This window comes from Phaeobacter sp. JH20_26 (assembly GCF_048056275.1).
GTDB classification, from domain to species: domain Bacteria; phylum Pseudomonadota; class Alphaproteobacteria; order Rhodobacterales; family Rhodobacteraceae; genus Phaeobacter; species Phaeobacter bryozoorum.
Map to the genome: position 1 here is coordinate 70,585 of NZ_JAYMWL010000026.1, position 25,763 is coordinate 96,347.

Below are 25,763 nucleotides of genomic sequence, written 5' to 3' on the forward strand. Positions count from 1 at the left end.
TGCTTCCGGTCAGCTGTGGTCACGGCGTTAGACAAAGACAAAGGAGTTTGCCCCCAGCTCGTCGATTTCCACGCCATGAAGGTCGATCAGGTCGCCATCCGAGGTCTGGATACGGGTGTGGGTCTCCTGACCATTTGCACTTGCGACGACCGAGATGTCAAAATCAGCCACGGAGCCGCCAAAGTCAAACATCAGCTTGTCCTCACCAACGGTGAAATCGGTGATCCGGTCCGTGCCGTGACCTGCGCGGAACACAAAGGTATCGAAGCCTTCGCCCCCAGCAAGCCGATCATTGCCAGCACCCCCCTCCAGCAGGTTTCGCCCTGCGGTGCCGATCAGATCATCATCGAAGTCGGAACCGATGACGCCTTCGAACCCGGAAATCTGATCGCCGACGATATAGTTGGTTGGCGACGGGATCAGCTCGGAGGTTTGTTGGGCCAGGTTGATACGAACGGCAGTCGAATGGCCCTCATAGCTCAGAACATCGAAGCCTTCGCCACCATTCATTGTATCGGTGCCTTCGCCGCCGATAATGGTGTCGTCGCCTTCCCTGCCGTCGATCAGGTCGGCCCCGGCGCCGCCATCAAAATAGTTGCCGCCGGCATTGCCTCTCAGAATATCCGACTGGCTGGTTCCGACAACACCTTCAAAATTGCTGACCGTGTCGCCTGCAAGCCATTGGCTGCCATTCCAGTATTGCGCAAACTGTTGATGCCCAGGTTGGGTCGAGTCGAGGTCGAACTGGATAGCAGATGCTTCCCCTTTGTAGCTCGCAACATCAAAGCCGGCGCCGCCGTCCAATACATCCAATCCGGCGCCGCCTACGATGACGTCATTGCCCGCCTTGCCGGAAATCGTGTCCGCCCCGGCGCCGCCTTCCAGGTAATTGGCATCGTTGTTGCCGATTAGCTTGTCATCCAGAGAGGTTGCAATCACACCTTCGAAATTGCTGTAGACGCCGGCAGTCGTCAGAAGCACCTCTTCTCCGGTGTGGGCGTCATTGTAACGTACGTGCTCTGAGTGCTGGCCGATACCCAGCTCAAATTTGATACCGATTCCATAGCCTTCGCGGCTGTAGAGATCAAAGCCGGCGCCGCCGTCGATTGTGTCATCCGACAAGCCGCCATCAATGATGTCATCGCCGCCCTTGCCGTCGATATTGTCCTTACCTGACGAGCCAATGATGATATCATCGCCCTCAGTCCCGTTGATGCCGGTCAGAGAGTTTCGATCGACATCGCGAATATTCAGGAGTTTGTTCAGGTCGAACAGGCCGTCGTAGCTGAGCAGTGCACCGCCGCTCTCTGCGTCCGTTAGTTTACCCAGCTCATCGCCGAAACTGCTGGTTTCATCTCCGTTTTGAGGCGTCTTCCAGACGTCGTCCGAGTTGCGGAAGGCGTGGTAATTGGCCCGCAGCGTGGTGAAATAGCTGCTCGGTGACGCAGCTGACGTGCTGTCAAAGCTCCCCAGCGCACCATGGCGGAAGTCGACGTTTGCGCCGTTCGAGTAGACGACGTTGACCCCGAACGAGTCTGCACTGCCCGCTTGTTGAAGGATTGCGTTCAGATCAGCTTTTGCCAATCCATCCAGAGTGGTCCAGCTATCTGTGTTGGTGCTCAATGCCTGGCTGCTGGTCCTCAATCCCTGCGGTGCGAGGAAGTAGTCCTCGACCGTAAAGGAGAAGTCTTCACTAAGCGAGATGACCAAATCGTCGCCATAGGAATTGAACCAGATCTCACGGTCGTCGCGAACGTGGATGTTGAGGAGGTCGCCGGCGATATCTTCGGCCTCTGGCCCGGTGATCAGATGATGGCCCCGGCTGCCGCCCCCGAAGTTGGCCGGGAAATAATTGACGTTGTAGATGTCCCGCCCTTCTCCGCCGACGATAATATCGTTGCCGGTAATGAAGTCGTCATAGGTGAAGTGATCATCGCCCGCGTCACCATACAGGTAGTCGTCCTTCGATGATCCCTCAATCGTATCGTTGTGTTCCGTCCCGAGGAGCGCAACCGACCCGGAATCCCAGGCGACATCGACGCTGATATCCAGCTCGGATGTGGTGCCATCTGCGTTGACATTGGTGATGCCGTTATTGATCGCAGCCCGGTATTCGGACAGGGAATGGACGATGGTATCGCCCTCAGCGCCCTCGGTGTCCAAAACGATATGCGCGGCTTCTGTATTCCAGACATTGAGCCTTTTCAGTGCAGTGTCATCCGTGCTTCTCAGGATATTCGTGAGCGACGCCGCCGTTTTTGTAACCTCCTCATCCCGGTTTTCGGTCACCAGAGGAATCAGGGCTTCTGCCATTTCGGTCGCGGTCTGTTCGCGGATCTGGTCGACCTCAAGCTCATCGACAAAGCGCTGCAATGTCTGGCTGCTAAGCCCGATGGTATCTCCATCGTCTTCGCCGCCATCAATATAGAGCTCGTCTTTCTGGCCGTTCCAGTAGCTTTCCAGAAGTGCGTGTTTGAGGTTGATCAGATCGTCGCCCTCGCCGCCACCAACAACCTGAATTGAGGCGCCGACATCAATGCGGTCATCGCCGCCGAAGCCAAAGACCTGTTCAAGCTGTGTGGAGGTGTCGAGATACATGAAGTCGCCCAGCGAGGAGCCATGCAGGATTTCGATATTGCTGAGGGTGTCGGAGACTGAGTGGATGCCACTGCGCTCGGCAAGCTCAACTTTGCGGAATTGTACAACCTCGGTGCGTTTGCCGTGGTTGGCAGTCTGCGAGTCGATGGATTCCTGATAGTATTTCGAACCTGCCGTGAGGTTCTTCGAGACATAGGTGCTGTCGCCGGATGCGCCAATGGAAAGCCCTCTCGAAAGCTCGCCACCTGACAGCCGCGCGTAGGAGGCGGTATCCTGCCCGGTGCCACCGTCGAAGGTGACCTGGCTTTCATAGGCGAACAGCGTGTCATCACCACCACCCGCGTTGATTTCGATCCCGACCTCCATCTTGTTGCCCATACGGTCTTCGGCGCTCGACACCACCTTCGACATGTTGAAGGTGGTCTGATTGTCGCCGTAGTCGCGGATATCCCAGCCGGACAGGTCGGTAATCTTGAGCGTTGTCTGATACTCGTTCTTGCCGGTCTCTTCGCGGCTGGTTTCCTCGGTGCCGGCGGAGAACAGCGGTGTTGTGAAGGTCAGGTAGGATTTGGCGCCATTGGCATTCGGCAGGTTGATAACATTGATATCGCTGCCCTCGGTCGGGGTGAGGCTGCGGTTGCCGGTCTGCCAGCCATTGGTCGTGAAGGTTTCGACGTAGTTCTTGGCGGTCTTGTTCAGCTCGCCACTGGTTTTGCTGATGGCCGACAATTCGATATCGGTTACATCCAGACCCTGGCCGCCAAGCGCAATCACCTGGTCGACATCGTCGTCCGCGATCAACTCGCCGAAGAACTCGGTGTAGTGGGCCTTGGTCTTTTCCTGTTTCTGATCAAAGCTGCCGTCGAAGAACTCTTCGACAGTCTGCGGATTGCCGTTCTCGTCAGTTCGGATCTTGGCGGCATATTTGTCGGCAATTCCTTCAAGCGCAACCTGTTCAAAGGCACCAACAATTGCCGAAATCGCACCACCAATCAGACCCACCGCAGCGGCGATCGGGGCGCCCACGCCGGTTGCCGCAAGTACGCCCGATGTGACGCCGGTGATGACGTCGAGCCCGGTGGTCACGCCATAGAATGCGGCTTCTGCGTCTTTGGATTCCTGGAGAAGGTCGCTCAGCAGGCCGGAGCTGTAGGTGTCGGCCTTCTGAATCGCGTCGATCCGATCCTGTTTCTGGTCAAATTCCGCCCATTTTGCCGGGTTGATCGCACCTACTACAGACCCGATGGCGCCGATAACCGGTACCGCCTTGCCAAGCACGTTAGCAGCCTTGCTGCCTGCCTTGACCGCAAGCTCTGCGATGCCGAGCACGTTCTCGACGGCCGCAAAGGCGAGCGCGGTTCCCTGCAGGCCGACCTCTGCCTGTACGACTTTGCGGGTTTCATCCGGCAGGTTCGGGTCGGCAAGAAGCTTAGCTGTGGGCACAAAGCTGGCTGCTGCGCCGCCAACCAGTGACAGTGCCGCAAAGCCCTTTGCGCCCTTAGCAAATTTCAGATGGCCGGCAGCGTCCAGGATGTCGCCGCCAGCGCTGAACACGGCTTCACCCAGGAAGCCTGCGTTAGCAGCATGGCCTTCGGGCGTGTTGTCGGGTTTGACGGCGAAAGCGGAGATCGCCTGACTGCTGCTCAGTAGATTGACTCCGGCCTTCAGCGAGGCGGTGCGGACGGTGCTGCTGTATTCCTGGAAGCCTTCTGTCTTCTCTCGGAGGCTGATCAGCTCAAGGGATTCACTGGAAATGGCTTCCAGCTCGGCCTTTGCATCTGCGGCAAGCACATCGCTGCCGGTGTAGGTCTCCGCCGCGTATTTCTTGTATTCTTCCAGCTTATCTTGCCGGGCGATTTCGAGGGCATCAATGCGCGCTTGCAGATAGTTCGCGTGGCTTTCGCTGTGGTCGGCGATATCGCCACCCCTTTCAAATGCAGCAAGGTCGGTTTGCAGTTTTTCGGCTGCATCAAGAACGGTGCTGGTCCGGTAGATCTCTTTGCTGACCTTGTCGGCCGCTTCGGCGTCGAAATCCGCATGGTTCGGATCACTTAGGCGGTCGTGCTGCGCCCGGAGCACGTCCAGGTCGACCTGAAGCTTTGATATGTCGTCGGTGACATTACCCTTGATCGAATTGATGAACTGTTCGTTGGTATTCGCCAGTTCGCCAGCAGCATATTGTTGTTCGATGGCGGCGACGATCTTGCCGACGATTTTCAGATCTTTTGCGATGAACTCAGCCCATTGGGCTTCAAGATTGTTGTCCTCATCGTCGTTCACCAAATCCTTACCGGCGATCTTCCCTTTCAGGCTTTTGACCAGATTGTAGTTCCAGTTCGAGTAGTTGGTCGCCTTGCTGATGGCTTTGACTTCGGGAATGCCCAGCCCGGTTTCCAAGAAGGTCTGAACGGTGTCGCGGAACGACTCCCGTGCCTCCGGTCCCAGGTCCGAAAAGATCGCATCATAGGCGATGACAGAGGTTTCCAGAATTGCGGTTTGTTCTTCGTTCAGCATGTATCGCGACCTTTCTGACGGAAGCAGCCTGTAATCCAGTTTCGCTACGGTTGTGCCGTGCTTGGACACGCATAGGGATATTCACGCGCGCGGCTATATGGCCAAATCCTTGGACTGGATAAGGCCAGTTTGCGCTTGGTTCGAATAACGCGCTTATGTTCAGGGGGTTACCGGCATCTATTCGATCAGAATTATCTACAGCGTGGAGAGGGAAAAACGCGGAGGACCTATTCGTCGCTACAGGCCTCTGTCGCAGTTCTCAACTGAAGTGACGCATTTTGGTTTTCTGTAACATGTTCAGTGATTTGGCGAATCAAATTCGCCCATGACGGGAAACATCTGCGCGTTGTTGTCACCATCACACCGGCAGAGTTTGCTGCCGCTCTCCGTCTCTGATCAGCCTGCTGGGGCCGCCCAAAGACCGGCCGCCCACCAGGTGCCCAGCCCATGGCTTCAATATAGTTTGACACCCTAATAAGGTGAGTTGAGATTTGTAAATCGCGAGACGGCTAGCCGAGTCCGCCAAGGGTTTGGATCATCTCGCGGATCACTCCGACACCGTCGCGGGCCTTCAGATTGGCAAACAAAAATGGGCGATCCCGGCGCATTCGTTTTGCATCGCGCTCCATCACCGATAGATCCGCACCGACATGCGGGGCAAGGTCGGTCTTGTTGATGATCAACAGATCCGAGCGGGTGATCGCCGGCCCGCCTTTGCGGGGGATTTCCTCGCCTGCGGCGACGTCGATCACATAGATGGTCAGATCTGCGAGCTCGGGGCTGAAGGTGGCAGAGAGGTTGTCTCCGCCGCTCTCGATCAGGACAATCTCGAGATCCGGGTGGCGCTCCCGCATCTCCGCGACCGCGCCGAGGTTGATCGACGCATCCTCGCGGATGGCTGTATGAGGGCAGCCGCCGGTTTCAACACCCAGGATCCGGTCCTGCGGCAGGATCTGCAACCGCATCAGGGCCTCGGCGTCCTCCTGCGTGTAGATGTCATTGGTTATCACCGCGATTGAGTGGCTGTCGCGAAACACCTCGCTCAGGGCTGCGGTCAGGGTGGTTTTGCCCGCGCCAACCGGGCCGCCAATTCCAATGCGCAGGGGGCCGTTCAATGTGCTCATGTGCGAAAGATCCTTGAATGCTGTGTTTCGTGTTTCATCGCGGCAATGTCCGCAAGAAAGCAGGTGGAGGACAGGCGCTGGAGGTCACCATCCCCGGTTTGCTCTGCGATCTGCTGGCAGAGCGGCGCAAGGGCGTGGAGGATTGCCTGTGCGTCGCTTTGCCCGATGGGGGCAAGGCGCTGAGCCGCCGCGACCAGGTTTGCGGTGAATGCGTGCAGGTAAAGCGCCGTTGTGGCCTGCAAGGGCATCGAACAGCAATTTGCCGCAAAGCCGACAGCTACGGGATAGGTGAGCCTCGCGGCAACGTCTCGGTCGGTTCCGGGCCAGATGCTGCGGGTGATCTGGCAAAAGGCTGCGCCCTGAAGATCGGTTTCGCGGAGGCGTTCCAGGGATGGTGCATAGGCGCGGCATTGGGTGTCGATCCGCTGCACGGTATCGGCGTCCGGGGCGTGATAGGCCGCAGCGAGGAACAGCGCATCCGACCAGCCGCCGCCGTCGCGCAGAACCGTTGCGATCCAGTCCTGCACGTCGGCAGCCGAGCTGACCGCGGCGGAGGTCATCGCCCATTCCAATCCGTGGGAATAGCTGAACGCCCCCACCGGGTAGCCGGGCGAAAACCACTGCATCAGGGTCAGCAACTGTGCCTCAGTGGGCATGGGGCTGCCCCTGAGCGTCGCCATGGGAATGGCTGTGGGTGCGGCCATGACCATAGGCGCCGCCCTCGGGGGTGAAGGGTTCGACCACATCGCGCAATGTCGCGCCGAGTTTTTGCAGCATGTCGCGGATCACATGGTCGCGCTGGATCAGCAGACGATCCGCGTCGATCTGGCAGGGCATATGGCGGTTGCCGATATGCCAGGCTAGGCGCAGCAGGTGATCGCCGGTTACCTCCAGCAGCGGTTCGTTTGCTGGGTGCACGCCGATTTTGCGGCCATCGTCCAAGACAAAAGCATCGCCCATGTCGAGCGACAGCGTGGAGGGGAAATCGACCAGAAACCGCAGGCCACTATCAGAGGTCAGCACCCTGCGTCGCAGGAAACGATCCTCGTAGCTGAGGGTGATCTGGTCATCTGCATCATGCGCGTGGATCTTGTGTTGGCTGAGGGGGAATGACATGGGAAGGCTCCGTCAGAAAAGAAAATAGCGCTGGGCCATGGGCAGATCATCGGCCGGGGCGCAGGTCAGAAGCTCGCCATCTGCACGGACCTCATAGGTTTCGGGATGGACCTCGATCTTGGGCAGGGCGGTGTTGAGTTTCAGGTCCGATTTGCCAATGTCGCGGGTGTTTCTGACCGCGCAGGTCTGTTTGGCGAGACCAAGGTGCTGGGCAATCCCGCCTGCCTGTGCCGCTTCGGAGACAAAGGTGACGGAGGAGTTTTCCACCGATCGGCCAAAGGCTGCGAACATCTGCCGGGAATAGACCGGCTGTGGTGTGGGGATAGACGCATTGGGGTCGCCCATCTGCGCCATTGCAATGGACCCGCCGAGCAGAACCATTTCAGGCTTTACCCCAAAGAAGGCAGGATTCCACAACACCAGATCGGCGCGTTTGCCGACCTCGATACTGCCGATTTCATGGGCGATACCATGGGCGATGGCCGGGTTGATCGTGTATTTGGAAATATAGCGGCGGACGCGGAAATTATCGTTTTCTCCTGTCTCCTCGGGCAGGCGTCCGCGTTGCTTTTTCATCTTGTCGGCAGTCTGCCAGGTGCGGATCAGAACCTCGCCCACCCGACCCATCGCCTGACTGTCCGAAGCGATGATCGAGAAGGCGCCCATGTCATGGAGGATATCCTCTGCCGCAATGGTTTCGCGACGGATGCGGCTTTCGGCAAAGGCGACGTCTTCGGGGATGGACTTGTCGAGGTGATGACAGACCATCAGCATATCGAGATGCTCTTCGATGGTGTTGACGGTAAAGGGGCGGGTCGGATTGGTAGAGGAGGGCAGGACATGCGCTTCGCCGCAGATCTTGATGATGTCCGGGGCATGGCCGCCACCCGCGCCTTCGGTGTGGAAGGCATGGATGGTGCGCCCCTTCAGCGCTGCGACCGTGTGTTCAACAAAGCCTGATTCATTCAGTGTGTCGGTGTGGATCATCACCTGCACGTCCATCGCGTCCGCTACTGACAGGCAGCAGTCAATGGCGGCGGGGGTGGTGCCCCAGTCCTCGTGCAGCTTCATCGCGCAGGCACCGGCGATGATCTGTTCCTCAAGCGCGCGGGGCTGTGAGGCGTTGCCTTTGCCCGCAAAGGCCATGTTCATCGGAAAGGCGTCGGCGGCCTGCAACATGCGCCCGATGTGCCATGGCCCCGGCGTACAGGTGGTGGCGAGGGTTCCATGTGCGGGGCCGGTGCCGCCGCCGAGCATGGTCGTCAGCCCGGAGTGCAGCGCCTCCTCGATCTGCTGCGGGCAGATGAAATGGATGTGGCTGTCAAAACCGCCAGCGGTCAGGATGCGCCCCTCGCCCGCGATGATCTCGGTTCCCGGCCCGATGACAATCGTGACACCGGGTTGAGTGTCCGGGTTGCCTGCCTTGCCGATGGCGGCGATGCGCCCGTCTTTCAGACCCACATCCGCCTTGTAGATGCCGCTATGGTCCACGATCAGCGCATTGGTGATGACCGTGTCAACGGCCCCCTCGGCGCGGCTCGCCTGAGACTGGCCCATGCCGTCGCGGATGACCTTGCCCCCGCCGAATTTCACCTCTTCGCCGTAGCTGAGCACGTTGCCGACACCGCTGGCTTCGGCGATCAAATCGCGCTCCACCTCGATAGTCAGATCGGTGTCCGCCAGACGCAGACGGTCTCCCACCGTGGGGCCGAACATGGCCGCGTAATCGGCGCGTGAAATCTGGGATGGCATCAGAGATCCCCCATGATGGCGGCGTTGAAGCCGAAGATCCGTCGCGCGCCGGATATCGGGATCAGCTGTACCTCGCGGCGCTGGCCCGGTTCAAAGCGCACGGCTGTGCCGGCAGCGATATCAAGACGCAGGCCCCGAGCGGCCTCCCGGTCAAAGTCGAGAGCTGGGTTCGCCTCGGCAAAATGGTAGTGCGAGCCGATCTGTACCGGGCGGTCACCGGTGTTAGAGACCATCAGGACGGTGACCGGACGATCCGGGTTGAGGTCCAGACTGCCCGCGGCGGGGATCAGTTCTCCCGGGATCATTTGCGCCGCCACAGAAGACTGGCGCAGCCGATAACGACAGTCGCGACCAGAGCCGCGAGAAGCCAGGTGTCCGCACCGTGCGGGTGAACATGCGCGCCGCCATGGGCGAGCGCGGGGCCGCCAGCCAGCAGCAACAATGAGAGGAGCGTGGGTCGCAATGTCATGGGTCTGGGTCTCCTGAATGTGAATCAGCGAATGGGGTTGTGAACGGTGACGAGCTTTGTGCCATCGCGGAATGTTGCCTCGACCTGAATGTCGTGGATCATCTCGGGCACGCCTTCCATGCAGTCGTCGCGGGTGATGACCTGCGCGCCGGCTTCCATCATGTCGGCGACTGATCGGCCGTCTCGTGCACCTTCGACAACGGCGTCGGTGATCAGGGCAATTGCTTCGGGATGGTTCAGCTTGACGCCGCGAGAGAGGCGTCGTCGGGCAACCTCTGCGGCCATGGAAATCAGCAGTTTGTCTTTTTCACGCGGGGTCAGGTTCATGTCAGATCATCCAAGGTCGGGGAAGAGGGGCGCCGCGCAGATCACGGAGGATCGGCAGCAGGAGATGGCGCAGGACATAGCTGTCCGCTGCGAGGGCACGCATGACCAGCAGGTCTGAGCCGATCAGGCTGGCCCCGGCGGTCGGGCCAAGCTGCGCGCGCAACGGGCCAAGCCGCCCGGCAGCGTCCGGTGCAACATAAATGAGCGTTGCGATGGCTCCGGCGCCGTTTGCGGTTGCGGGCCTCGCTAGATGGGCCGCGATGTCACCATCGAGGCTTACGTTATCCAGAAACAGCGGTGCGCCTGCGCGGCGGATGTCGATGCAATCACGCAGGCTCGCCTTGGTAAGGGTCTCGCCCATTGCCGCCCGCCCGAAGATCAGCGTCTCGCATAGCAGCAGCCGGGCGTCTTCGTGCAGATCGACCGTCAGCGTCCGGTCCAGGTTGCATCCTTGAAACAGGATGGTTTCCTGGGGCAGCCAGGCAAGGCTGGCGCGAGGCTCGACACTGAGCGAGTTGCGAATTGTGCCCGTCTCTCCGGGTTGCGCCCGATAGGCCCGCTCCGCCGCCTGGGTGGTGAGCGTAAGAGAGGTTCCGACGCGCGCGGTGGCGCTGAGTTCAAATTGATCTCCGCCAGTCACACCGCCCGCTGTATTGACCAGAACCCCCTGAAGATCCGCGTCATGGGTGCGCGGGAACAGCAGCTTCAGAGAGCCCGCCTGACGGAGTCCGGCGAGGACCGATGTGTTGCCGCGCCGCTTGGAGGATACCGAGACCGTGCCGATGGCGCGCGGCGGGATCGGCTGGCTCGGCCATGGTTGCGTCTCGGCCGTAGGAAGGCGCGACGCCCTGGAATCACCGGAACAGGCGGTTTGCCAAGGCATCAATTGGCGCTGGGATGAAGGTCTAGGCGTCATGCTGTCGATTTCATCACAGTGCGGATCTGCCGCCAGTTCAAAGCGAACAGTTGGCTGTTCCGCGGCAAGCCCTGCGCAAAATAGAGGCCAATTGTGGGTTTGGTGATCAAAAAACAGGCTGTTGCGCGGTTGGCGGCGGGCGTTTTTCGCGCGTCGTTTGCGAAACTTGCTGCGATGCAGAATGCTCAGCCTATCCACGAGAGCGAGGCTCAAACATCGTGGATGTGTGACGACCGGAGGAATTTGCGATCTCGCCAGCCGCCACACGGATGCAACACGAAGCTGCCCGCCACAGGTAGGAAATCCGGCGCCCCGGCGCAAGGGATACACCTCTGTCCGGGCGAGGAGAGACTGAATGATCACCTATAAATCTGTTCTGGCGACGACAGCCACCTGCACTGCGCTGGGTTTGGCGACCATGGGAACTGCGGTTGCGGCGGCTGATTGCCCAATAAAGGTGGGTGTCCTGCATTCGCTGTCTGGGACGATGGCGATTTCCGAAACAACGCTCAAAGATACCATGCTCATGCTCCTTGAGGATCAGAACGCCAAAGGCGGCGTCCTCGGTTGTGAACTGGAACCGGTTGTGGTGGATCCTGCGTCCAACTGGCCCCTGTTCGCCGAGAAAGCCCGCGAATTGCTGAGTGTGCATGAGGTCGATGTGATCTTTGGCAATTGGACCTCGGTGAGCCGCAAATCGGTGCTGCCGGTGATCGAAGAGCTGAACGGCCTGTTGTTCTATCCGGTGCAATATGAGGGCGAAGAAAGCTCGCGCAACGTGTTCTACACCGGTGCTGCGCCGAACCAGCAGGCAATTCCGGCAACGGATTACTTTCTGGACGAGCTGGGTGTGGAGAAATTCGCGCTGCTGGGCACCGATTATGTATATCCGCGCACCACGAACAATATCCTCGCCAGCTATCTGAAGCAGAAGGGAATCGCCGAGAGTGATATCTTTGTGAACTACACTCCGTTTGGTCATTCGGACTGGTCCAAGATCGTTGCCGATGTCGTGGCGCTGGGCGCAGATGGCAAGAAGGTGGGGGTGATCTCCACCATCAACGGCGATGCGAATATCGGGTTTTACAAAGAGTTGGCGGCAGCCGGTATCAGCGCTGACGATATCCCGGTTGTGGCGTTTTCTGTCGGGGAGGAGGAACTCTCGGGTCTGGATACTTCCAATCTGGTCGGGCATCTGGCGGCCTGGAACTACTTTCAATCCGCCGAGGATGAGGCCAACAGCGCCTTTGTCGCGAAGTGGAAGGAGCGGATGGGCGAGGACCGGGTAACCAACGATCCGATGGAAGCCCATTACATCGGTTTCAACATGTGGGTGAATGCGGTGACAGAGGCCGGCACCACAGATGTCGATGCTGTCCGCGCGGCGATGTACGGGCAGGAGTTTCCGAACTTAACCGGTGGCACGGCGGTCATGCTGCCTAACCACCATCTGGCCAAACCGGTACTGATCGGTGAGATTCTGGACAACGGGCAGTTTGATATCATCAGCCAGACTGAGGAAGTGCCCGGCGATGCCTGGACAGATTTCCTTCCCGAGTCGGCTGTTCTGACTTCGGATTGGAAAGACCTCGGCTGCGGTATGTACAACACCGAGACCAAGAGCTGCGTGCAGACCCTGTCCAACTACTGACCTGGCAGGATCGTAACGGAAGGGGGGATTTCCTCCCTTCCAACCCTCTCTTCCCTCCTCGAACGGAAATGACGCCTATCATGACACGGTTTTTTGCCGCTGGTCTGTTTGTGCTTTGGGGCTGCTTGGCTGCCACGGCGCAGACAGCGCCTCAACTGGCCTTGCCTTCGCCTGTTGCATCTGCACCATCGAATACAGGGGTTCAGGACCTCCTTCAGTCGCAGTCCGCCTTGATTGTCGCCAGTTCGCGGCAGACGATCGAACCCGCGATTGATGCCATCGCCGAAAGTGGCCTCGCGCAGGTTCAGGCTGTCTTGCAGCTCTGGCAGGACAAGAAACTGGTCCTGCGGACATCCGACCACGTGTTCTTCAGGGCCGAGAAAAACGCTGATGGGCGTTATGATCTGATTGACCTCGACAGTGGCGCAATGGTCGGGGTGGCGGATAAGGGCGATCTCAAGCTGATCAAGCCCAACTCCGGCGTGCGGGCGATGATCGGAACGGCGCTGGTTCGGTTCCAACTGGAAGACCCGGATCTGTCGATACGACAGGCGGCAGTTACCTCCATCGGGCGGGACCCGTCAGCCGCGGCGCTCATGCCGTTGCGGGCCTCAATTGCCAGTGAGACCGATGAGGATCTGCTGGCCTTGAAGCGGCGTGCGGAGCGCCTGTTGACCATTCGCTTTGATACCGATCCAAAGGCACGTGTTGGCGCAATTGAGGAGATGTCCGCCGATCTGGGGGTTGATGTCCGCGCGACATTGAACCCGCTGTTGCAGACGGAGTTGCAAATCCATTCCTCGGGTGCGCCGACGGGTGCAAATGTCGCGGCCGAGCGGCGTATCGGGCGCGGGATCGGCGCGGAGGATGCCTATGCCGCACTGGTTGCCCGCGATCTGGCACCTGCGACGCTGGGGGCCGACGAGATCAGGTCAGCGTTGGAGGCCAATATCGCCGATGGTCGTGTGGCCGGTATTCCATTGGCGCAATTGTCTGACCCTGCAATGCGGCAACAGGCCTATGACGGTCTGGTGGCTGCCGGTCTGGCCCGCCCGGCCCCAACCCGGGAAGAGATGGCTGATGCAGTCGCAGGCTACCGGTACTTTGACATCTATGAGGAGTCCTCCTTGGCGGTGACGGATGCCGCAGAGACGGCACTGGCGCGCATCAACAGGCAGGTCGGTTTCAATCAGGCGGCGGATCTCACTCTGGATGCCATGTCTCTGGCGTCGATCTATTTTCTGGCGGCCATCGGTCTTGCGATCACCTTTGGCGTTATGGGGGTCATCAACATGGCCCACGGCGAATTCATCATGATGGGGGCTTATACCGGCTATGTGGTGCAGCTGTTCATCTCCGACCATACGCTGTCCATTCTGGTGGCGTTTCCAGCGGCCTTTGCGGTGACCTTCGGAGCGGGGATTGCGATGGAGCGTCTGGTGATCCGCTGGCTCTACAATCGGCCGTTAGAGACGCTTCTTGCGACATTTGGTATTTCCATCGCATTGCAGCAGCTGGCCAAGAACATATTCGGGACGCAGGCGCGCCCGCTGACCGCACCGGGATGGCTGGACGGCGCGTGGATCATCAACGACGTCGTGTCCATCAGCTATATCCGTATCGCGATCTTCGTGCTGGCGTTGGGTTTTCTTGGGCTGTTGCTGTTCATTATCCGGCGCACACGCCTGGGGCTGGAAACCCGTGCCGTCACCCAAAACCGAGGCATGGCGGCATCCATGGGGATCAATCCGGACCGGGTGAATATGCTGACCTTTGGCCTGGGGTCCGGCATCGCGGGCATCGCGGGCGTTGCAATCGGGCTCTTTGCCAAGGTGACCTCCGAGCTGGGCAACGACTACATCGTCCAGAGCTTCATGACCGTTGTGGTCGGCGGCGTCGGCAGTATCTGGGGCACCCTGGCCGGGGCGGTGATGATCGGTTTCTCCCAGAAGGGCATCGAATGGCTGAACCCGTCCAACACGCTGGCGGCACAGACCTATATGATTGTGCTGATCATCATCTTCATCCAATTCAGACCGCGCGGAATTGTTGCCCTGCGTGGCCGCGCGGCGGGGGACTGATCCATGCAGCGTTCGTTTATTGCCCGCAATCCATCGGTGTTGGTTTTCATTGCCGTTCTGGCGCTGTTCACGCTGGGAATTACCCTGCTGTCCGAAGGGTTGGGGGCCGGGTTTGTTTCCACCTCCATGATCAAGACACTGGGCAAGACTCTCTGCCTATGTCTGGTAGCGATCGCGATGGATCTGATCTGGGGCTATGTCGGGATCCTCAGCCTGGGGCATTTCGCGTTTTTCGGGCTGGGCGGCTACATGATCGGCATGTGGCTGATGTATGAGCGTACGCGGGATGCGGTGCTCGGCTCCCTGTCGGATGCGGTGCTACCGCCAACCCAAGGCGAGATACATGATGCGATCGCACATCAGATCTTTGGTGTCGTCGGGGGGGACAGCTTTCCGCTGGTCTGGGCCTTTGCCGACAGTCTGGCAGTGCAGCTCTTACTTGTCGTGGCGGTTCCCGGGCTGCTGGCGCTGGTCTTTGGCTGGCTGGCCTTTCGCAGCCGGGTCACGGGTGTCTACCTGTCGATCCTGACGCAGGCGATGACATTGGCGCTGGCGCTATATCTGTTCCAGAACGACAGCGGATTGCGTGGCAACAACGGGCTGAGCGGGCTGCAAAACCTGCCCGGTCTGACTGATGTGCCGCAGTCGCTGGTTTCGATCTGGTTTTTCTGGGGCTCGGCCCTTGCATTAGGGCTGGGCTATGTGACGGCTGCCTGGGTGGTTGGCGGAAAGTTTGGATCCGTGCTGCGGGCGATCCGCGACAATGAGACCCGGGTCCGGTTTCTGGGCTATTCCGTTGAGGGCTACAAGCTGGTGGTGTTCACCGGAACCGCCTGTGTCGCGGGCATTGCAGGTGCGCTTTATTACCCGCAGGCCGGCATCATCAACCCTGCTGAGATGGCGCCAATCGCGTCTATCTACCTCGCGGTTTGGGTCGCCATCGGTGGACGTGGCCGACTTTACGGCGCGGTGATTGGTGCCGCACTCGTCTCGCTGCTGTCCAGCTGGTTTACTGGCGGTCAGGCACCGGATGTTGACCTCGGGATTTTCACTATTCGCTGGGTTGACTGGTGGCAGGTTGTCCTGGGGCTCGGGTTCGTTCTGGTGACGCTGTTTGCGCCCAAGGGGATCGGTGGATTGCTTGACCTGATCCAGCAACGCAGAACGATTGCAACTGAACCCGGTGAGCAGGAGGTCCAGCGATGAATCCGCTTCTGGAAGTCTCAGGTATTTCGGTCAGCTTTGACGGGTTTCGCGCGATCAACAACCTGTCGTTCAGGATTGGTCCGGCGGAGCTGCGCGCGATTATCGGACCAAACGGTGCGGGCAAGACCACCTTCATGGATATTGTCACCGGGAAAACTGCGCCCGATAGCGGCAGCATCATCTGGGATGGTCGTCGAAGATCGGTGTTTGCCGGTTCCGAAGCGCGCATTGCGCGGGACGGCATTGGCCGCAAGTTCCAGAAACCGACGGTCTTCGAGGAACAGACAGTGCAGGAAAACCTGCTGCTGGCATTGAAGGCGGACCGCGGCCCGTTTGCCGTGTTACGTTATCGTCCCAGCTCGCCGCATCTTGGCCGCGTTCAGGAACTGGCTGCGGAGGTTGGTCTGGTCGATGCCTTGCACCGTTCCGCCGGGGAGCTGAGCCATGGGCAGAAACAGTGGTTGGAGATCGGCATGTTGCTGGCGCAGGAACCACGGTTGCTGCTGGTGGATGAACCGGCGGCAGGTATGAGCCCGGAAGAACGTGAACAGACCACGGCTATCCTGGTCGCAGCGGCCAAGACGCGTGCGGTTGTCGTCGTGGAGCACGATATGGACTTTGTGCGGCGCCTCAACTGCAAGGTGACGGTTCTGCACGAAGGCGCGGTCCTCGCCGAAGGATCGCTGGATCATGTGACCGCCGATCAAGCTGTCATTGATGTTTATCTGGGGCGCTAAAATATGCTGAAGCTGGAAAATATATCGCTGCACTATGGGCATTCGCAGATCCTGCATGGGATTTCGATGGAGGTGAAACGTGGCGAGGTGGCCTGCGTGATGGGGACGAATGGCGTGGGAAAGACCAGCCTGATGAAGGCGATTTCCGGTCGCCATCCTCGATCCGGTGGAGAAATTCTGCTGGACGGCGACCCATTGCGGGCTGCCTCATCCTATCAACTGGCGCAAAAAGGCATCGCTTATGTGCCGCAGGGGCGGGAGATCTTTCCGTTGCTGACGGTGCTTGAGAATCTCGAAACCGGGTTTGGCTGCCTGCCGCGAAGCGATCATCAGGTGCCGGATCGGATCTACCAGCTGTTCCCCGTTCTACACGATATGCGTCATCGCCGTGGAGGCGATCTCTCAGGAGGGCAACAACAACAGCTTGCCATTGCACGCGCATTGATCACGCGTCCGAAGCTGCTGCTGCTTGATGAACCGACCGAGGGGATCCAGCCGAATATCATTCAGCAGATCGGAGATGTAATCCGGCATCTGCGCGACGAGCGCGAGATGGCGATTGTTCTGGTCGAGCAATATTTCGATTTTGCCTATGAGCTTGCAGATAGATTTGTCGTTCTGCGACGGGGGCGCATCACACTGGCCGGGGAACGTGCCGACATCAGCCGGTCCGACCTGCTGGCAGGTGTTTCCGTCTAAACCTTACCGGTTCTCGGCTGTCGCGGATTGGTCCGAGGCCGACCTGTCTGGTTAACTTGCGCAAAATTTTGGCACGGTCATCAGGGATTTTGAGCGTGTTGATCTCTGTATCCGAGATGTTTTTCCGGTCGATATAAGCCGTTGGAACAGGCGTTGACAGGCTGCAAGCATTTGAAATGTTTGAACCCTAATTCGTCTTTGCGATGGATTTAGATTTTCTGAAATTCGCTACATTTTATTCGAAGTGCCTGAAGCACTGTAATTGAGTAGTCTTGACCAAATGCGCGACGCCGACATGGGGACGAGGGGGCTTGGATGCACCTTCGAGACGGCGTCGGCGTGGGACAGGAGATAGGGGAGCAGAACTGAAACCGAACGGCTGCGCGTGCAGCAGAGCCTAGGTTGCGCCGAAGGGCCAGCATGGGATCTGCCGATCTGCCCGCGTGACCGCATATCGAGCCTTGCGCAGCACCTTTGCGTGCGCTGCGCACAACCCGCCACCCGAGCGCCAGGTGATACGGGGAACGACAACAACGGCGCGCGACACGGAACAGGGAACGATTATGTCAATCAAGCCACCATTTACCGAGTTGGAGATCGAAACAGCTCCATCCGGCTTCTACGAGGGCCACAGCCTTCCTATCGCGTTGATCAGTAAGATCATCATGACGACGCTGGTCCTCTGGGCCTTGGTCTGGCCAAGCAAAGCCAGCGGAACCCTGTCCTGGGTGAACAGCGAGTTGCTGAACGGATTCAACGCCTTCTACATCATCTCCGTGGGACTGTTTGCCTTCTTCCTGTTTGTTTTGGCCATTCTGCCTGCAACCGGCAACAAGAAGCTGGGGGCGGCTGATGCGACGCCGGAATTCTCCAATTTCTCGTGGTTCTCGATGATGTTTGGTGCCGGGCTGGGCGTCGGGCTAATGGTCTTTGCAACGGCGGAGCCGCTGGGCCTCTGGGGCTCCAACCCATTGGTTCTGTCCGGCGAGGTCGCAGCAAATACCGAGGAGGCGGTCCAGTCCGCCTATCGCTACACCTTCCTGCACTATGGGTTTCACGCCTGGGCGATCTACGTTCTGACTGGCCTGTCGCTGGCCTATTATGCCTATACGCGCGATATGCCGCTGACGATCCGGTCGGCCCTGACGCCGTTGCTTGGCAAGGCTGCAAATGGCTTTATCGGCCATCTGGTTGATGTTCTGGGTGTTGTGGCCACCATTCTTGGCGTGTCCGTCACCATCGGTTTTGGTGTCAGCCAGTTCGTTGATGGCGTCTATGCGGTTTCAGGGATGGAATGGCTGATGAACGGGGATGCCGAAGCGCCGAAACCGAGCACCGTAGGCCTGCTGTCGGCGCTTTTCGTGATCATGGGGTTGTCGATTCTTTCTGCAGTTTCCGGGGTTGGTCGCGGCATCAAATATCTCTCCAATCTCAATCTCGTACTGTCGGTTATCCTGCTTCTGACCTTTGTGTTTTTTGGGTCGTTCTTCTTTGCGATGACTAAATTCGGCAGCGGTCTGGTCGATTACATCCTGCATTTCACTCAGATGTCCTTTGGTGCCTATGGGCCGCAATCGGCGGATGCCTTTGCGACGGCTCTGCCGGAGGCCGCACAGGCGCTTCCTGCGGAAGATATGAGCTCGGTCTACGGTTCGGCAACATCCCCCTGGGGCTCGCTGGGCGGCTTCACCGAAGGGCTGCCTGCGTCGGCGGCAGCGCTGGATGCCGATGCGATCTATGCAGCCGGGGAACCCGGTCGCCAGTTCGGCTGGCAGGCAGGCTGGACCACATTCTACTGGGCCTGGTGGATTGCCTTCTCGCCCTTCGTCGGTTTGTTCCTGGCACGTATTTCCAAAGGGCGCACCGTGCGTGAGTTCATTCTGGGCTGCGTAATCGCACCTGCCATCGTCTGCTTCCTGTGGATGACCATTCTGGGCGGCACCGCGATTGATCTGGAACTGAACGGTACCGCCGCAGGGTCGATCATCGGGGCGACCAATACAGCCAAGCTGTTTGTGACGCTGGAGCAGATGATTTCGGGCGGCTTCCTGTCTGCCATCACCGTGATGTGTGTTGTGCTGATCATGACCTTCCTCGTGACCTCAGCGGATTCGGGTATTCTGGTGATGAACACCATCATGTCCGGTGGCGAAGAGGAAACCGGGATCAAGCACCGTATCATCTGGGGCTTGATTCTGACCTCGGTCATCGGGGCGCTGATCATCGCTGGCAACAGTGGCGCGGCTTCCAATCCATTCGGAGCCTTGCAAAACGCTATGATCATTGGCGCACTGCCCTTCACGATTGTCATGGTTTTCATGATGATTTCACTGGCCAAGGCGCTGTATCGCGACAGTTTGCGGGCAAAGGCAGACTGATCCCGACCCTCATTGATTGCTTGTTAGAAAAGGTCGCGCCTCGGCGCGGCCTTTGTCATTCCGCGGTTCGGTCTTTAACCTGAGCAGTATGAGTTTTGCTCATGGGTGCCCGCTGTAATCTCATTGGTAAGACTGGCGCAGATCGGCGATAAAGCCCCTGAGCAATAAGGGGTAGGCCATGGATCGCGCCGAGATCGTACATCAAAATTTCCTTGATCGAGTGGTCGCAGGTCGCCTGCCCCCGGGGCCGTCGCCTGTGGGGGACCTTTGCAGCAGTGATGCGGTCGCGATCTTTCGCGCGCAGGTCCTGAGCCGTGCCCTGGACCGCACCAGCCGGGCTATGCAAAAGGCTGGGCAGGGTTTCTACACGATCGGCTCGTCCGGTCATGAAGGAATGGCGGCGGTTGCGCGGGCCTTGCGCGCTGATGACATGGCCTTCCTGCACTACCGCGACGCCGCATTTCAGATCGCCCGGGCAGATCAGGTGCCGGGTCAGAGCATTGCCTGGGATATGCTGCTGTCCTTTGCCTGTTCTGCCGAGGATCCGACATCGGGCGGGCGGCACAAAGTGCTGGGATCCAAGGCGCTGATGATCCCGCCACAGACCTCGACCATTGCCAGCCATCTGCCCAAGGCGGTCGGCGCGGCCTATTCTATCGGTGCCGCGCGACGGCATGATCCAGAGCACCGGGTTCTGCCTGACGATGGGCTTGTGATGTGTTCCTTCGGCGATGCCTCGGCCAATCATTCGACGGCACAAGGAGCGATCAATACCGCCTGTTGGGCGTCTGTGCAGTCGACGCCTTTGCCGCTGCTGTTTGTCTGTGAGGACAACGGGATTGGCATTTCGGTCAAGACTCCGAAGGGGTGGATCGAAGCGTCGATGTCGCATCGGCCGGGGATGCGCTATTTTCAGGCCGACGGGCTGAATATCCACGACACCTATGCGGTGGCCGGGGCAGCTGCCGACTACGTTCGTCGCTGCCGCAAGCCTGCTTTCCTGCATCTGCGCACGGTGCGGCTCTACGGTCATGCAGGTGCAGACGTGCCGACCACTTACCTCAGCAAGGCAGAGGTTGAGGCGGATGAGGCCAATGATCCGCTGCTGCACTCCGTGCGGTTGCTGTCGCAATCCGGAGCTTTGTCACGGGAAGCGGCACTGGAGATTTACACTGAGACCTGCGCGCGGGTTGAACGGATCCGCACAGAGGTCGTCACCCGTCCGCATCTGAGAACGGCAGGGGATGTCAGTGCCAGCCTGATCCCACCAAAGCGGGTCTGTCGCAAGACGAACGGGCCAAGCGGTGAGGTGCGGGCAGAAATTCTGGGCAGCGATCTGCGTGCTCAGACAGACCCCCAGCCGATGAGCCGGTTGATCAACTGGGCTTTGACCGACCTGATGCTGGAGCATCCTGAGCTGGTCACTATGGGTGAAGATGTCGGCCGGAAGGGGGGCGTCTATGGCGTCACCCAGAAGCTGCAACAGCGGTTTGGCCCGGACCGGGTGATTGATACCTTGCTGGACGAGCAGTCGATCCTTGGGCTGGCCATCGGCATGGGACACAACGGATTTGTCCCGATCCCGGAGATCCAGTTCCTGGCCTATCTACACAACGCCGAGGATCAGATCCGTGGCGAGGCCGCGACCCTGCCGTTTTTCTCTAACGGCCAGTTCAGCAATCCGATGGTGCTGCGGATTGCCGGTCTGGGCTATCAGAAAGGCTTCGGTGGCCATTTCCACAATGACAATTCGCTGGCGGTCCTGCGCGACATTCCGGGCATCGTGATTGCCTGTCCCTCGGACGGGGCCGAGGCCGCGATGATGCTGCGCGAGGCCGTGCGTCTGGCGCGAGAGGAGCAGCGCGTCGTGGTCTTTGTCGAGCCGATCGCGCTTTATCCGATGCGTGATTTGCATGAGCCGAAGGACGGCGGCTGGATGCGTCTCTATCCCGCACCTGACCAGCGGATTGCGTTGGGAGAGGTCGGGGTGCATGGCGATGGCCAAGACCTTGCCATCGTGACCTATGGAAATGGCCGTTACTTGGCGACACAGGCCCAGACCGAGCTGAAGGCCAAGGGCGTTTCCACCCGGGTCGTCGATCTGCGCTGGCTCGCGCCGTTGCCAAAGGAAGCGCTGCTTGCGGCCACGGCAGGATGCGACAACATCCTGATCGTCGACGAATGCCGCAGTACAGGAAGTCAGTCGGAGGCGCTGATGGCGCTGTTCTATGAGACGGATGGCGCGCCGATGGCACGTGTCGTGGCGGAGGATTGCTTTATCCCGACCGGTCCCGCCTATGCTGCAACATTGCCGTCAAAGGATAGTATCGTCGCAGCGGCGCTGCGGCTGACAGGAGCTGACACATGACCCGCACCGCTGTTCTGATCTGTCCCGGACGTGGCACATACAACAAAACGGAACTTGGGTATCTGGCGCGTCACCACGCCGACAAGCAGGCTCTAATTGAATCATTTGACGCAATGCGCGAGGCCGCGGGCCAAGAGAGTGTCACTGCGCTGGATGGTGCTGAGAGATACGCGATGTCCAAATACACGCGCGGCGATGTGGCCTCTCCGCTGATCTATGCCAGCGCGATTGCGGATGCGCAGTCACTCGCCGAAGACATTGATGTCGTGGCGGTCACGGGCAATTCGATGGGCTGGTACATCGCGCTGGCCGCCGCCGGTGCGCTCAGCCCTCAAACAGGGTTTGAGGTGGTCAACACCATGGGTCAGCTGATGCAGCAGCATCTCATTGGCGGGCAGCTGGTTTACCCCTGTCAGAGCGACGACTGGCAGTTGGATCGGCAGCGCAAGACAGAGCTGCTTCAGCTGGTGCGTGACATAGACAGCAGGCCTGATCATCACCTGTCGCTGTCAATCAATCTGGGCGGCATGCTGGTGCTGGCGGGCAATGCCGACGGTCTGGATGCGTTTGAACAGGCTGTGCCGCAGGTGCAGGATCGCTTCCCCATGCGATTGCCCAACCATGCCGCGTTCCATACCGACCTACAGGCCCCGGTCGCTGCTGAAGGCCGGTCGCGACTGCCGGTGGACCTGTTCTCTGCGGCAAAGAAGCCATTGGTCGACGGGCGAGGGCAGGTTTGGTGGCCTGGCGGATATTCACTGACGAGCCTCAGGGACTACACGCTGAATGCGCAGGTCGTTGAGCCTTATGATTTCACTCGCGCGGTGCAGGTCGCGGCGCAGGAGTTCGCGCCGGATCTGTTTATCATCACCGGACCGGGGGCAACGCTGGGCGGCGCTGTTGCGCAGTCGCTGGTGCAGATCAACTGGCAGGGGCTCGGTGGCAAGGCTGCGTTCAAGGCGCGGCAGGCGCAGGAGCCGCTGGTTGTAACAATGGGGGACGAGGCGCAGCGCCTGCTGGTCAGCCGTTAGGACGCGGCGAGCTGGTCGGCATCCATCGCCACGGAAACGGCGAAGGCCTCAACCGGGCGGGAGACATTGTGCAGCGATACTGAGCCAAGCGGCGTCGCCTGTTCCGGGGTTTCCAACAGGTCGCGGCTGACCACGATCGTATGGCCGCAGGATTTGCCATAGTCGCCAAGCCGTGCGGCGATATTGGCGGCCTGACCGATGACGGTGAAATCCAACCGCTCACGGGATCCGACGTTGCCGTAGGTGACACGACCGTAGGCGAGACCGATGGCCGATTCACAGCGCCGCTTGCCCTCTTCGTCGCCCATTGCGTCCAGTCCGGCAACAATTGCCCGCGCCGATTGCAGGGCCTGCGCGCGTGCCTCATCGGGCGCGTCGCCGGCGGGGAACACCGCAAGGACCGCATCGCCGATGAATTTCAGCACCTCGCCGCCGTGTTCATGCACGATCGTCGATACCGTTTCAAAGAAGCTGTTGAGTAGCTCGATATAGGCGCTGCGGCCCAGGTCCTCCTCAAGCCGAGTGGATCCACGCAGGTCGCAGAACATAATGGCGGCATCAATGTCATCGCCATCACCACGCCGGATTTCCCCACCCAGAACCCGCGCGCCGGTTCGCTTGCCTACATAGGTTTCCAGCAGGGACTGTGCGTTCTCCCGCTGCATGAACACTTCATAGTACCGGGCAATAACCGCAGAACATTCGAATATCAGCCCCAGGTTTTCGGTCGAGAACCCTTTCGGATGATGGCTGGCAACCGTCAGCACGTTTATCCTCCCATCGGAGAAGGGCAGCGGCATCGCCACGTAATCGGTTGCGCCCTCTTCCCTCAGATCGCTGAGGATCGGAAAGGCATCGCTGGGCTGATCCAGATCCAACCGCTGCCGGATGCCGCCAAGCCCGTTGGAAACATGGCGCAGGGGACTGTTCTGAAATGCCGGGTGATCGTGGATCTCATAGCTCGGGGCGTAGGTCGTGACCTTGCCGGTGGCGCGGCTCCAGATGAAGTTCTTGCCCGCGATCATCGGGTGCAGGGACCAGGCCATCACCGAGAGGCGCGACAGGTGAACGCCATGTTCGACCAGTTTCTCCGACAGGCTTTGGGTGAATTCCTCAGGTGTCGGCAGATATGCAGCTTCGCGCAGCAGCCAATCGATCAGCGGTCCTGAAATATTACCATATTCCGGGACCTCAAGCTGATTGCTGCCAAGGTCGATCTCAACGCGCGCTTCCGGCATAAAACTGACATGGCCTGCGATGCCGGAAGCCTCAGGCAGAGCATCGTCATAGGACCAGGCGGCATTGCAGATGCTCTGTTCGCCAAGTTCCAGATCCTGATAGCCTGCAGTTCCCTTAAACGGGCAGAAGGTCTGGTGCCCGTTTGCAGGCGTCAGGCAGGTGTGGATATCGTCACGGGGAAAATAGATGGCAGCAGGTCGGCGGGTCTCATACATCACCTTGGCACGGGTGCTCTGGGCGATGATCCTGCCACCGAGCCGCGCCGTAACCGGGCCGCGCAGCTCCTCTACCATAATTCCATATGCAGGTCTTGCGGTGCTGGCGCGCATGTTCATGAGGGCTGTTCCCGGGTGGACTGACAACATGGGATCCATGTTGCCTGGTTTTCTACTATGTGGTGGTTTCCCGGCAAAATGCCAGAGCTGCACAGGGAAATGATCCATTGGATAAGGGCTGAAGGCCCTGTCAGTATGCGGTGGCGGGATCGGTGACCTCCCTGCGCACGGGGGGTCACACCATGCGGATCACATCCTTGCTGATCGACAGGACATAGCCGCGCTTGGCGATATTCTTGACCAGAAGCTCGCTGACCATCTGATTGCCCAATGTATCGCGCAGCCGCTTGATCCGGGTCGCTCCTGCGGCCTCTTCGCAGTCAACTGAGGGGCGGCCAGATATCATCGCCTCGATCTCCGCACCGGAGAGGACATCGTCATCAAGCCGGGCCTCGGCCAGAACTGCGAGCGTTTCCATCGCTGCGGCGGTCAGTTTGAAGCCCATGGTATTGAGGTAGACGGTGTTTTCTTCGCGGCTGATCAGCAGTTCAGTCACTTGGATGCCTGCGCGTTCGATCTGGACCATGCGCCGGTTCAGCATGACCAGCATGGCCAGAACCACCAGCGCAGCCACCATCATCATGGTGGCAAAGACCATCAGCACAAAAATTACCATCCGATAGCTGGTCAGCGTATCGGCAAAGGCCGTGCCGGACTGGGCGAGGATCTCAAGCAGCTTGATCTCGGCCTGCGTGGTAAGGTCGTTTTCCACAAAGACCCGCTCGACCCTTGCGTTGAAAGCGTTGGCATCGGGAAGCGTCAGCAGCAGCACGGTACCGGCAATCGCCAGCAAGGCAACGATGGCAGTGATCCCCAATGCGATGACGCGGCTTCCCGCCGCGCGCACCTCAGAAACGGAGAAAATAGGGTCCGGCATCTGTTTTCCTTTGTTCCAGCCCGTCGGGACCAAAAATGGACAGAACATTGAGCAAGGTCCAGCCCGCTGCCAACAACCGGTCGGAGATTTCGGCCTTGGCGGCCGACTTGCTGCAGCCGCCGCCAAGCTGGATCACGCCGTAATGAAGCCGCAGCGGGGCATCCTGTTTCGCCTTGTAATCGGCGTAACACTCGGCCGCTGCGGCCGGGCCCGTATCGCTGAGCATACCAATGGCAAGACCGGCAATCAGAGCCGTGGAGATAAGGAGGTTTTTCATACCCTCACACTGCGCATTTGTCGCGGGATATTCAATAACAACAGGCGATTGCGGGTGGTGATATTCGA

General features: G+C 59.4%; 20 protein-coding genes. 8 read left to right on the forward strand and 12 right to left on the reverse strand.

Features of this window, described 5'->3' with window-relative positions:
• Positions 1-27: 27 nt before the first annotated feature.
• From VWY60_RS19225 to VWY60_RS19265, 9 genes are all read right to left on the reverse strand, one after another.
• Positions 28-5,112 (reverse strand): hypothetical protein, encoded by a 5,085-nt coding sequence (locus VWY60_RS19225; protein WP_416541472.1) that lies wholly within the window; start codon positions 5,110-5,112, stop codon positions 28-30.
• Between the two features lie 509 nt (positions 5,113-5,621).
• Entirely contained in the window at positions 5,622-6,236 is a 615-nt protein-coding gene (gene ureG, locus VWY60_RS19230; RefSeq protein WP_416534437.1) for an urease accessory protein UreG, read from the reverse strand.
• Entirely contained in the window at positions 6,233-6,892 is a 660-nt protein-coding gene (locus VWY60_RS19235; RefSeq protein WP_416534438.1) for an urease accessory protein UreF, read from the reverse strand. Before VWY60_RS19235 ends, ureG begins: the two co-directional genes overlap by 4 nt.
• On the reverse strand, positions 6,882-7,352 hold the full coding sequence (locus tag VWY60_RS19240; protein WP_416541473.1) for an urease accessory protein UreE: 471 nt from the start codon (positions 7,350-7,352) through the stop codon (positions 6,882-6,884). Before VWY60_RS19240 ends, VWY60_RS19235 begins: the two co-directional genes overlap by 11 nt.
• 12 nt (positions 7,353-7,364) lie before the next feature.
• Positions 7,365-9,104, reverse strand: coding sequence for an urease subunit alpha (ureC, locus tag VWY60_RS19245; RefSeq protein WP_340546973.1), 1,740 nt, complete (start codon positions 9,102-9,104; stop codon positions 7,365-7,367).
• Positions 9,104-9,409: an urease subunit beta gene (locus VWY60_RS19250; protein WP_260089776.1), complete on the reverse strand. Its 306-nt coding sequence runs from the start codon at positions 9,407-9,409 to the stop codon at positions 9,104-9,106. Before VWY60_RS19250 ends, ureC begins: the two co-directional genes overlap by 1 nt.
• A complete protein-coding gene (locus VWY60_RS19255) occupies positions 9,406-9,573 on the reverse strand; it encodes a peptidase M23 (protein ID WP_260089775.1) in 168 nt (55 codons plus the stop codon). Before VWY60_RS19255 ends, VWY60_RS19250 begins: the two co-directional genes overlap by 4 nt.
• 24 nt (positions 9,574-9,597) lie before the next feature.
• Positions 9,598-9,900, reverse strand: coding sequence for an urease subunit gamma (locus VWY60_RS19260; RefSeq protein ID WP_260089774.1), 303 nt, complete (start codon positions 9,898-9,900; stop codon positions 9,598-9,600).
• Between the two features lies 1 nt (position 9,901).
• Complete coding sequence (locus VWY60_RS19265) at positions 9,902-10,783, reverse strand: urease accessory protein UreD (RefSeq protein ID WP_416541474.1); 882 nt, start codon at positions 10,781-10,783, stop codon at positions 9,902-9,904.
• A gap of 388 nt (positions 10,784-11,171) precedes the next feature.
• Between VWY60_RS19265 and urtA the strand changes: the two genes are divergently transcribed.
• The 8 genes from urtA to VWY60_RS19305 all read left to right on the forward strand — a co-directional run bounded on the left by urtA (position 11,172) and on the right by VWY60_RS19305 (position 22,967).
• Positions 11,172-12,467, forward strand: a complete 1,296-nt coding sequence (urtA, locus tag VWY60_RS19270; protein WP_416541475.1) for an urea ABC transporter substrate-binding protein — start codon at positions 11,172-11,174, stop codon at positions 12,465-12,467.
• An 80-nt stretch (positions 12,468-12,547) separates the two neighbouring features.
• On the forward strand, positions 12,548-14,548 hold the full coding sequence (gene urtB / locus VWY60_RS19275) for an urea ABC transporter permease subunit UrtB (protein WP_416541476.1): 2,001 nt from the start codon (positions 12,548-12,550) through the stop codon (positions 14,546-14,548).
• Between the two features lie 3 nt (positions 14,549-14,551).
• Positions 14,552-15,754 (forward strand): urea ABC transporter permease subunit UrtC, encoded by a 1,203-nt coding sequence (urtC, locus tag VWY60_RS19280; protein ID WP_340546968.1) that lies wholly within the window; start codon positions 14,552-14,554, stop codon positions 15,752-15,754.
• Entirely contained in the window at positions 15,751-16,491 is a 741-nt protein-coding gene (gene urtD, locus VWY60_RS19285; RefSeq protein WP_416541477.1) for an urea ABC transporter ATP-binding protein UrtD, read from the forward strand. Before urtC ends, urtD begins: the two co-directional genes overlap by 4 nt.
• A 3-nt stretch (positions 16,492-16,494) precedes the next feature.
• A complete protein-coding gene (urtE, locus tag VWY60_RS19290) occupies positions 16,495-17,190 on the forward strand; it encodes an urea ABC transporter ATP-binding subunit UrtE (protein ID WP_416541478.1) in 696 nt (231 codons plus the stop codon).
• Between the two features lie 563 nt (positions 17,191-17,753).
• Positions 17,754-19,568, forward strand: coding sequence for a BCCT family transporter (locus VWY60_RS19295; protein ID WP_340546965.1), 1,815 nt, complete (start codon positions 17,754-17,756; stop codon positions 19,566-19,568).
• 178 nt (positions 19,569-19,746) lie between these two features.
• Positions 19,747-21,936, forward strand: a complete 2,190-nt coding sequence (locus tag VWY60_RS19300) for a dehydrogenase E1 component subunit alpha/beta (protein WP_416541479.1) — start codon at positions 19,747-19,749, stop codon at positions 21,934-21,936.
• A complete protein-coding gene (locus tag VWY60_RS19305) occupies positions 21,933-22,967 on the forward strand; it encodes an ACP S-malonyltransferase (RefSeq protein WP_416541480.1) in 1,035 nt (344 codons plus the stop codon). The genes VWY60_RS19300 and VWY60_RS19305 overlap by 4 nt, the downstream gene beginning before the upstream one ends.
• Here VWY60_RS19305 and VWY60_RS19310 read toward each other — a convergent pair.
• From VWY60_RS19310 to VWY60_RS19320, 3 genes are all read right to left on the reverse strand, one after another.
• Complete coding sequence (locus VWY60_RS19310; protein WP_416541481.1) at positions 22,964-24,541, reverse strand: DUF427 domain-containing protein; 1,578 nt, start codon at positions 24,539-24,541, stop codon at positions 22,964-22,966. The two genes, VWY60_RS19305 and VWY60_RS19310, sit on opposite strands and share 4 nt — an antisense overlap.
• A 175-nt stretch (positions 24,542-24,716) precedes the next feature.
• Complete coding sequence (locus VWY60_RS19315; RefSeq protein WP_340546961.1) at positions 24,717-25,418, reverse strand: winged helix-turn-helix domain-containing protein; 702 nt, start codon at positions 25,416-25,418, stop codon at positions 24,717-24,719.
• Positions 25,390-25,695: a hypothetical protein gene (locus VWY60_RS19320; protein WP_416541482.1), complete on the reverse strand. Its 306-nt coding sequence runs from the start codon at positions 25,693-25,695 to the stop codon at positions 25,390-25,392. Before VWY60_RS19320 ends, VWY60_RS19315 begins: the two co-directional genes overlap by 29 nt.
• Positions 25,696-25,763 lie beyond the last annotated feature (68 nt).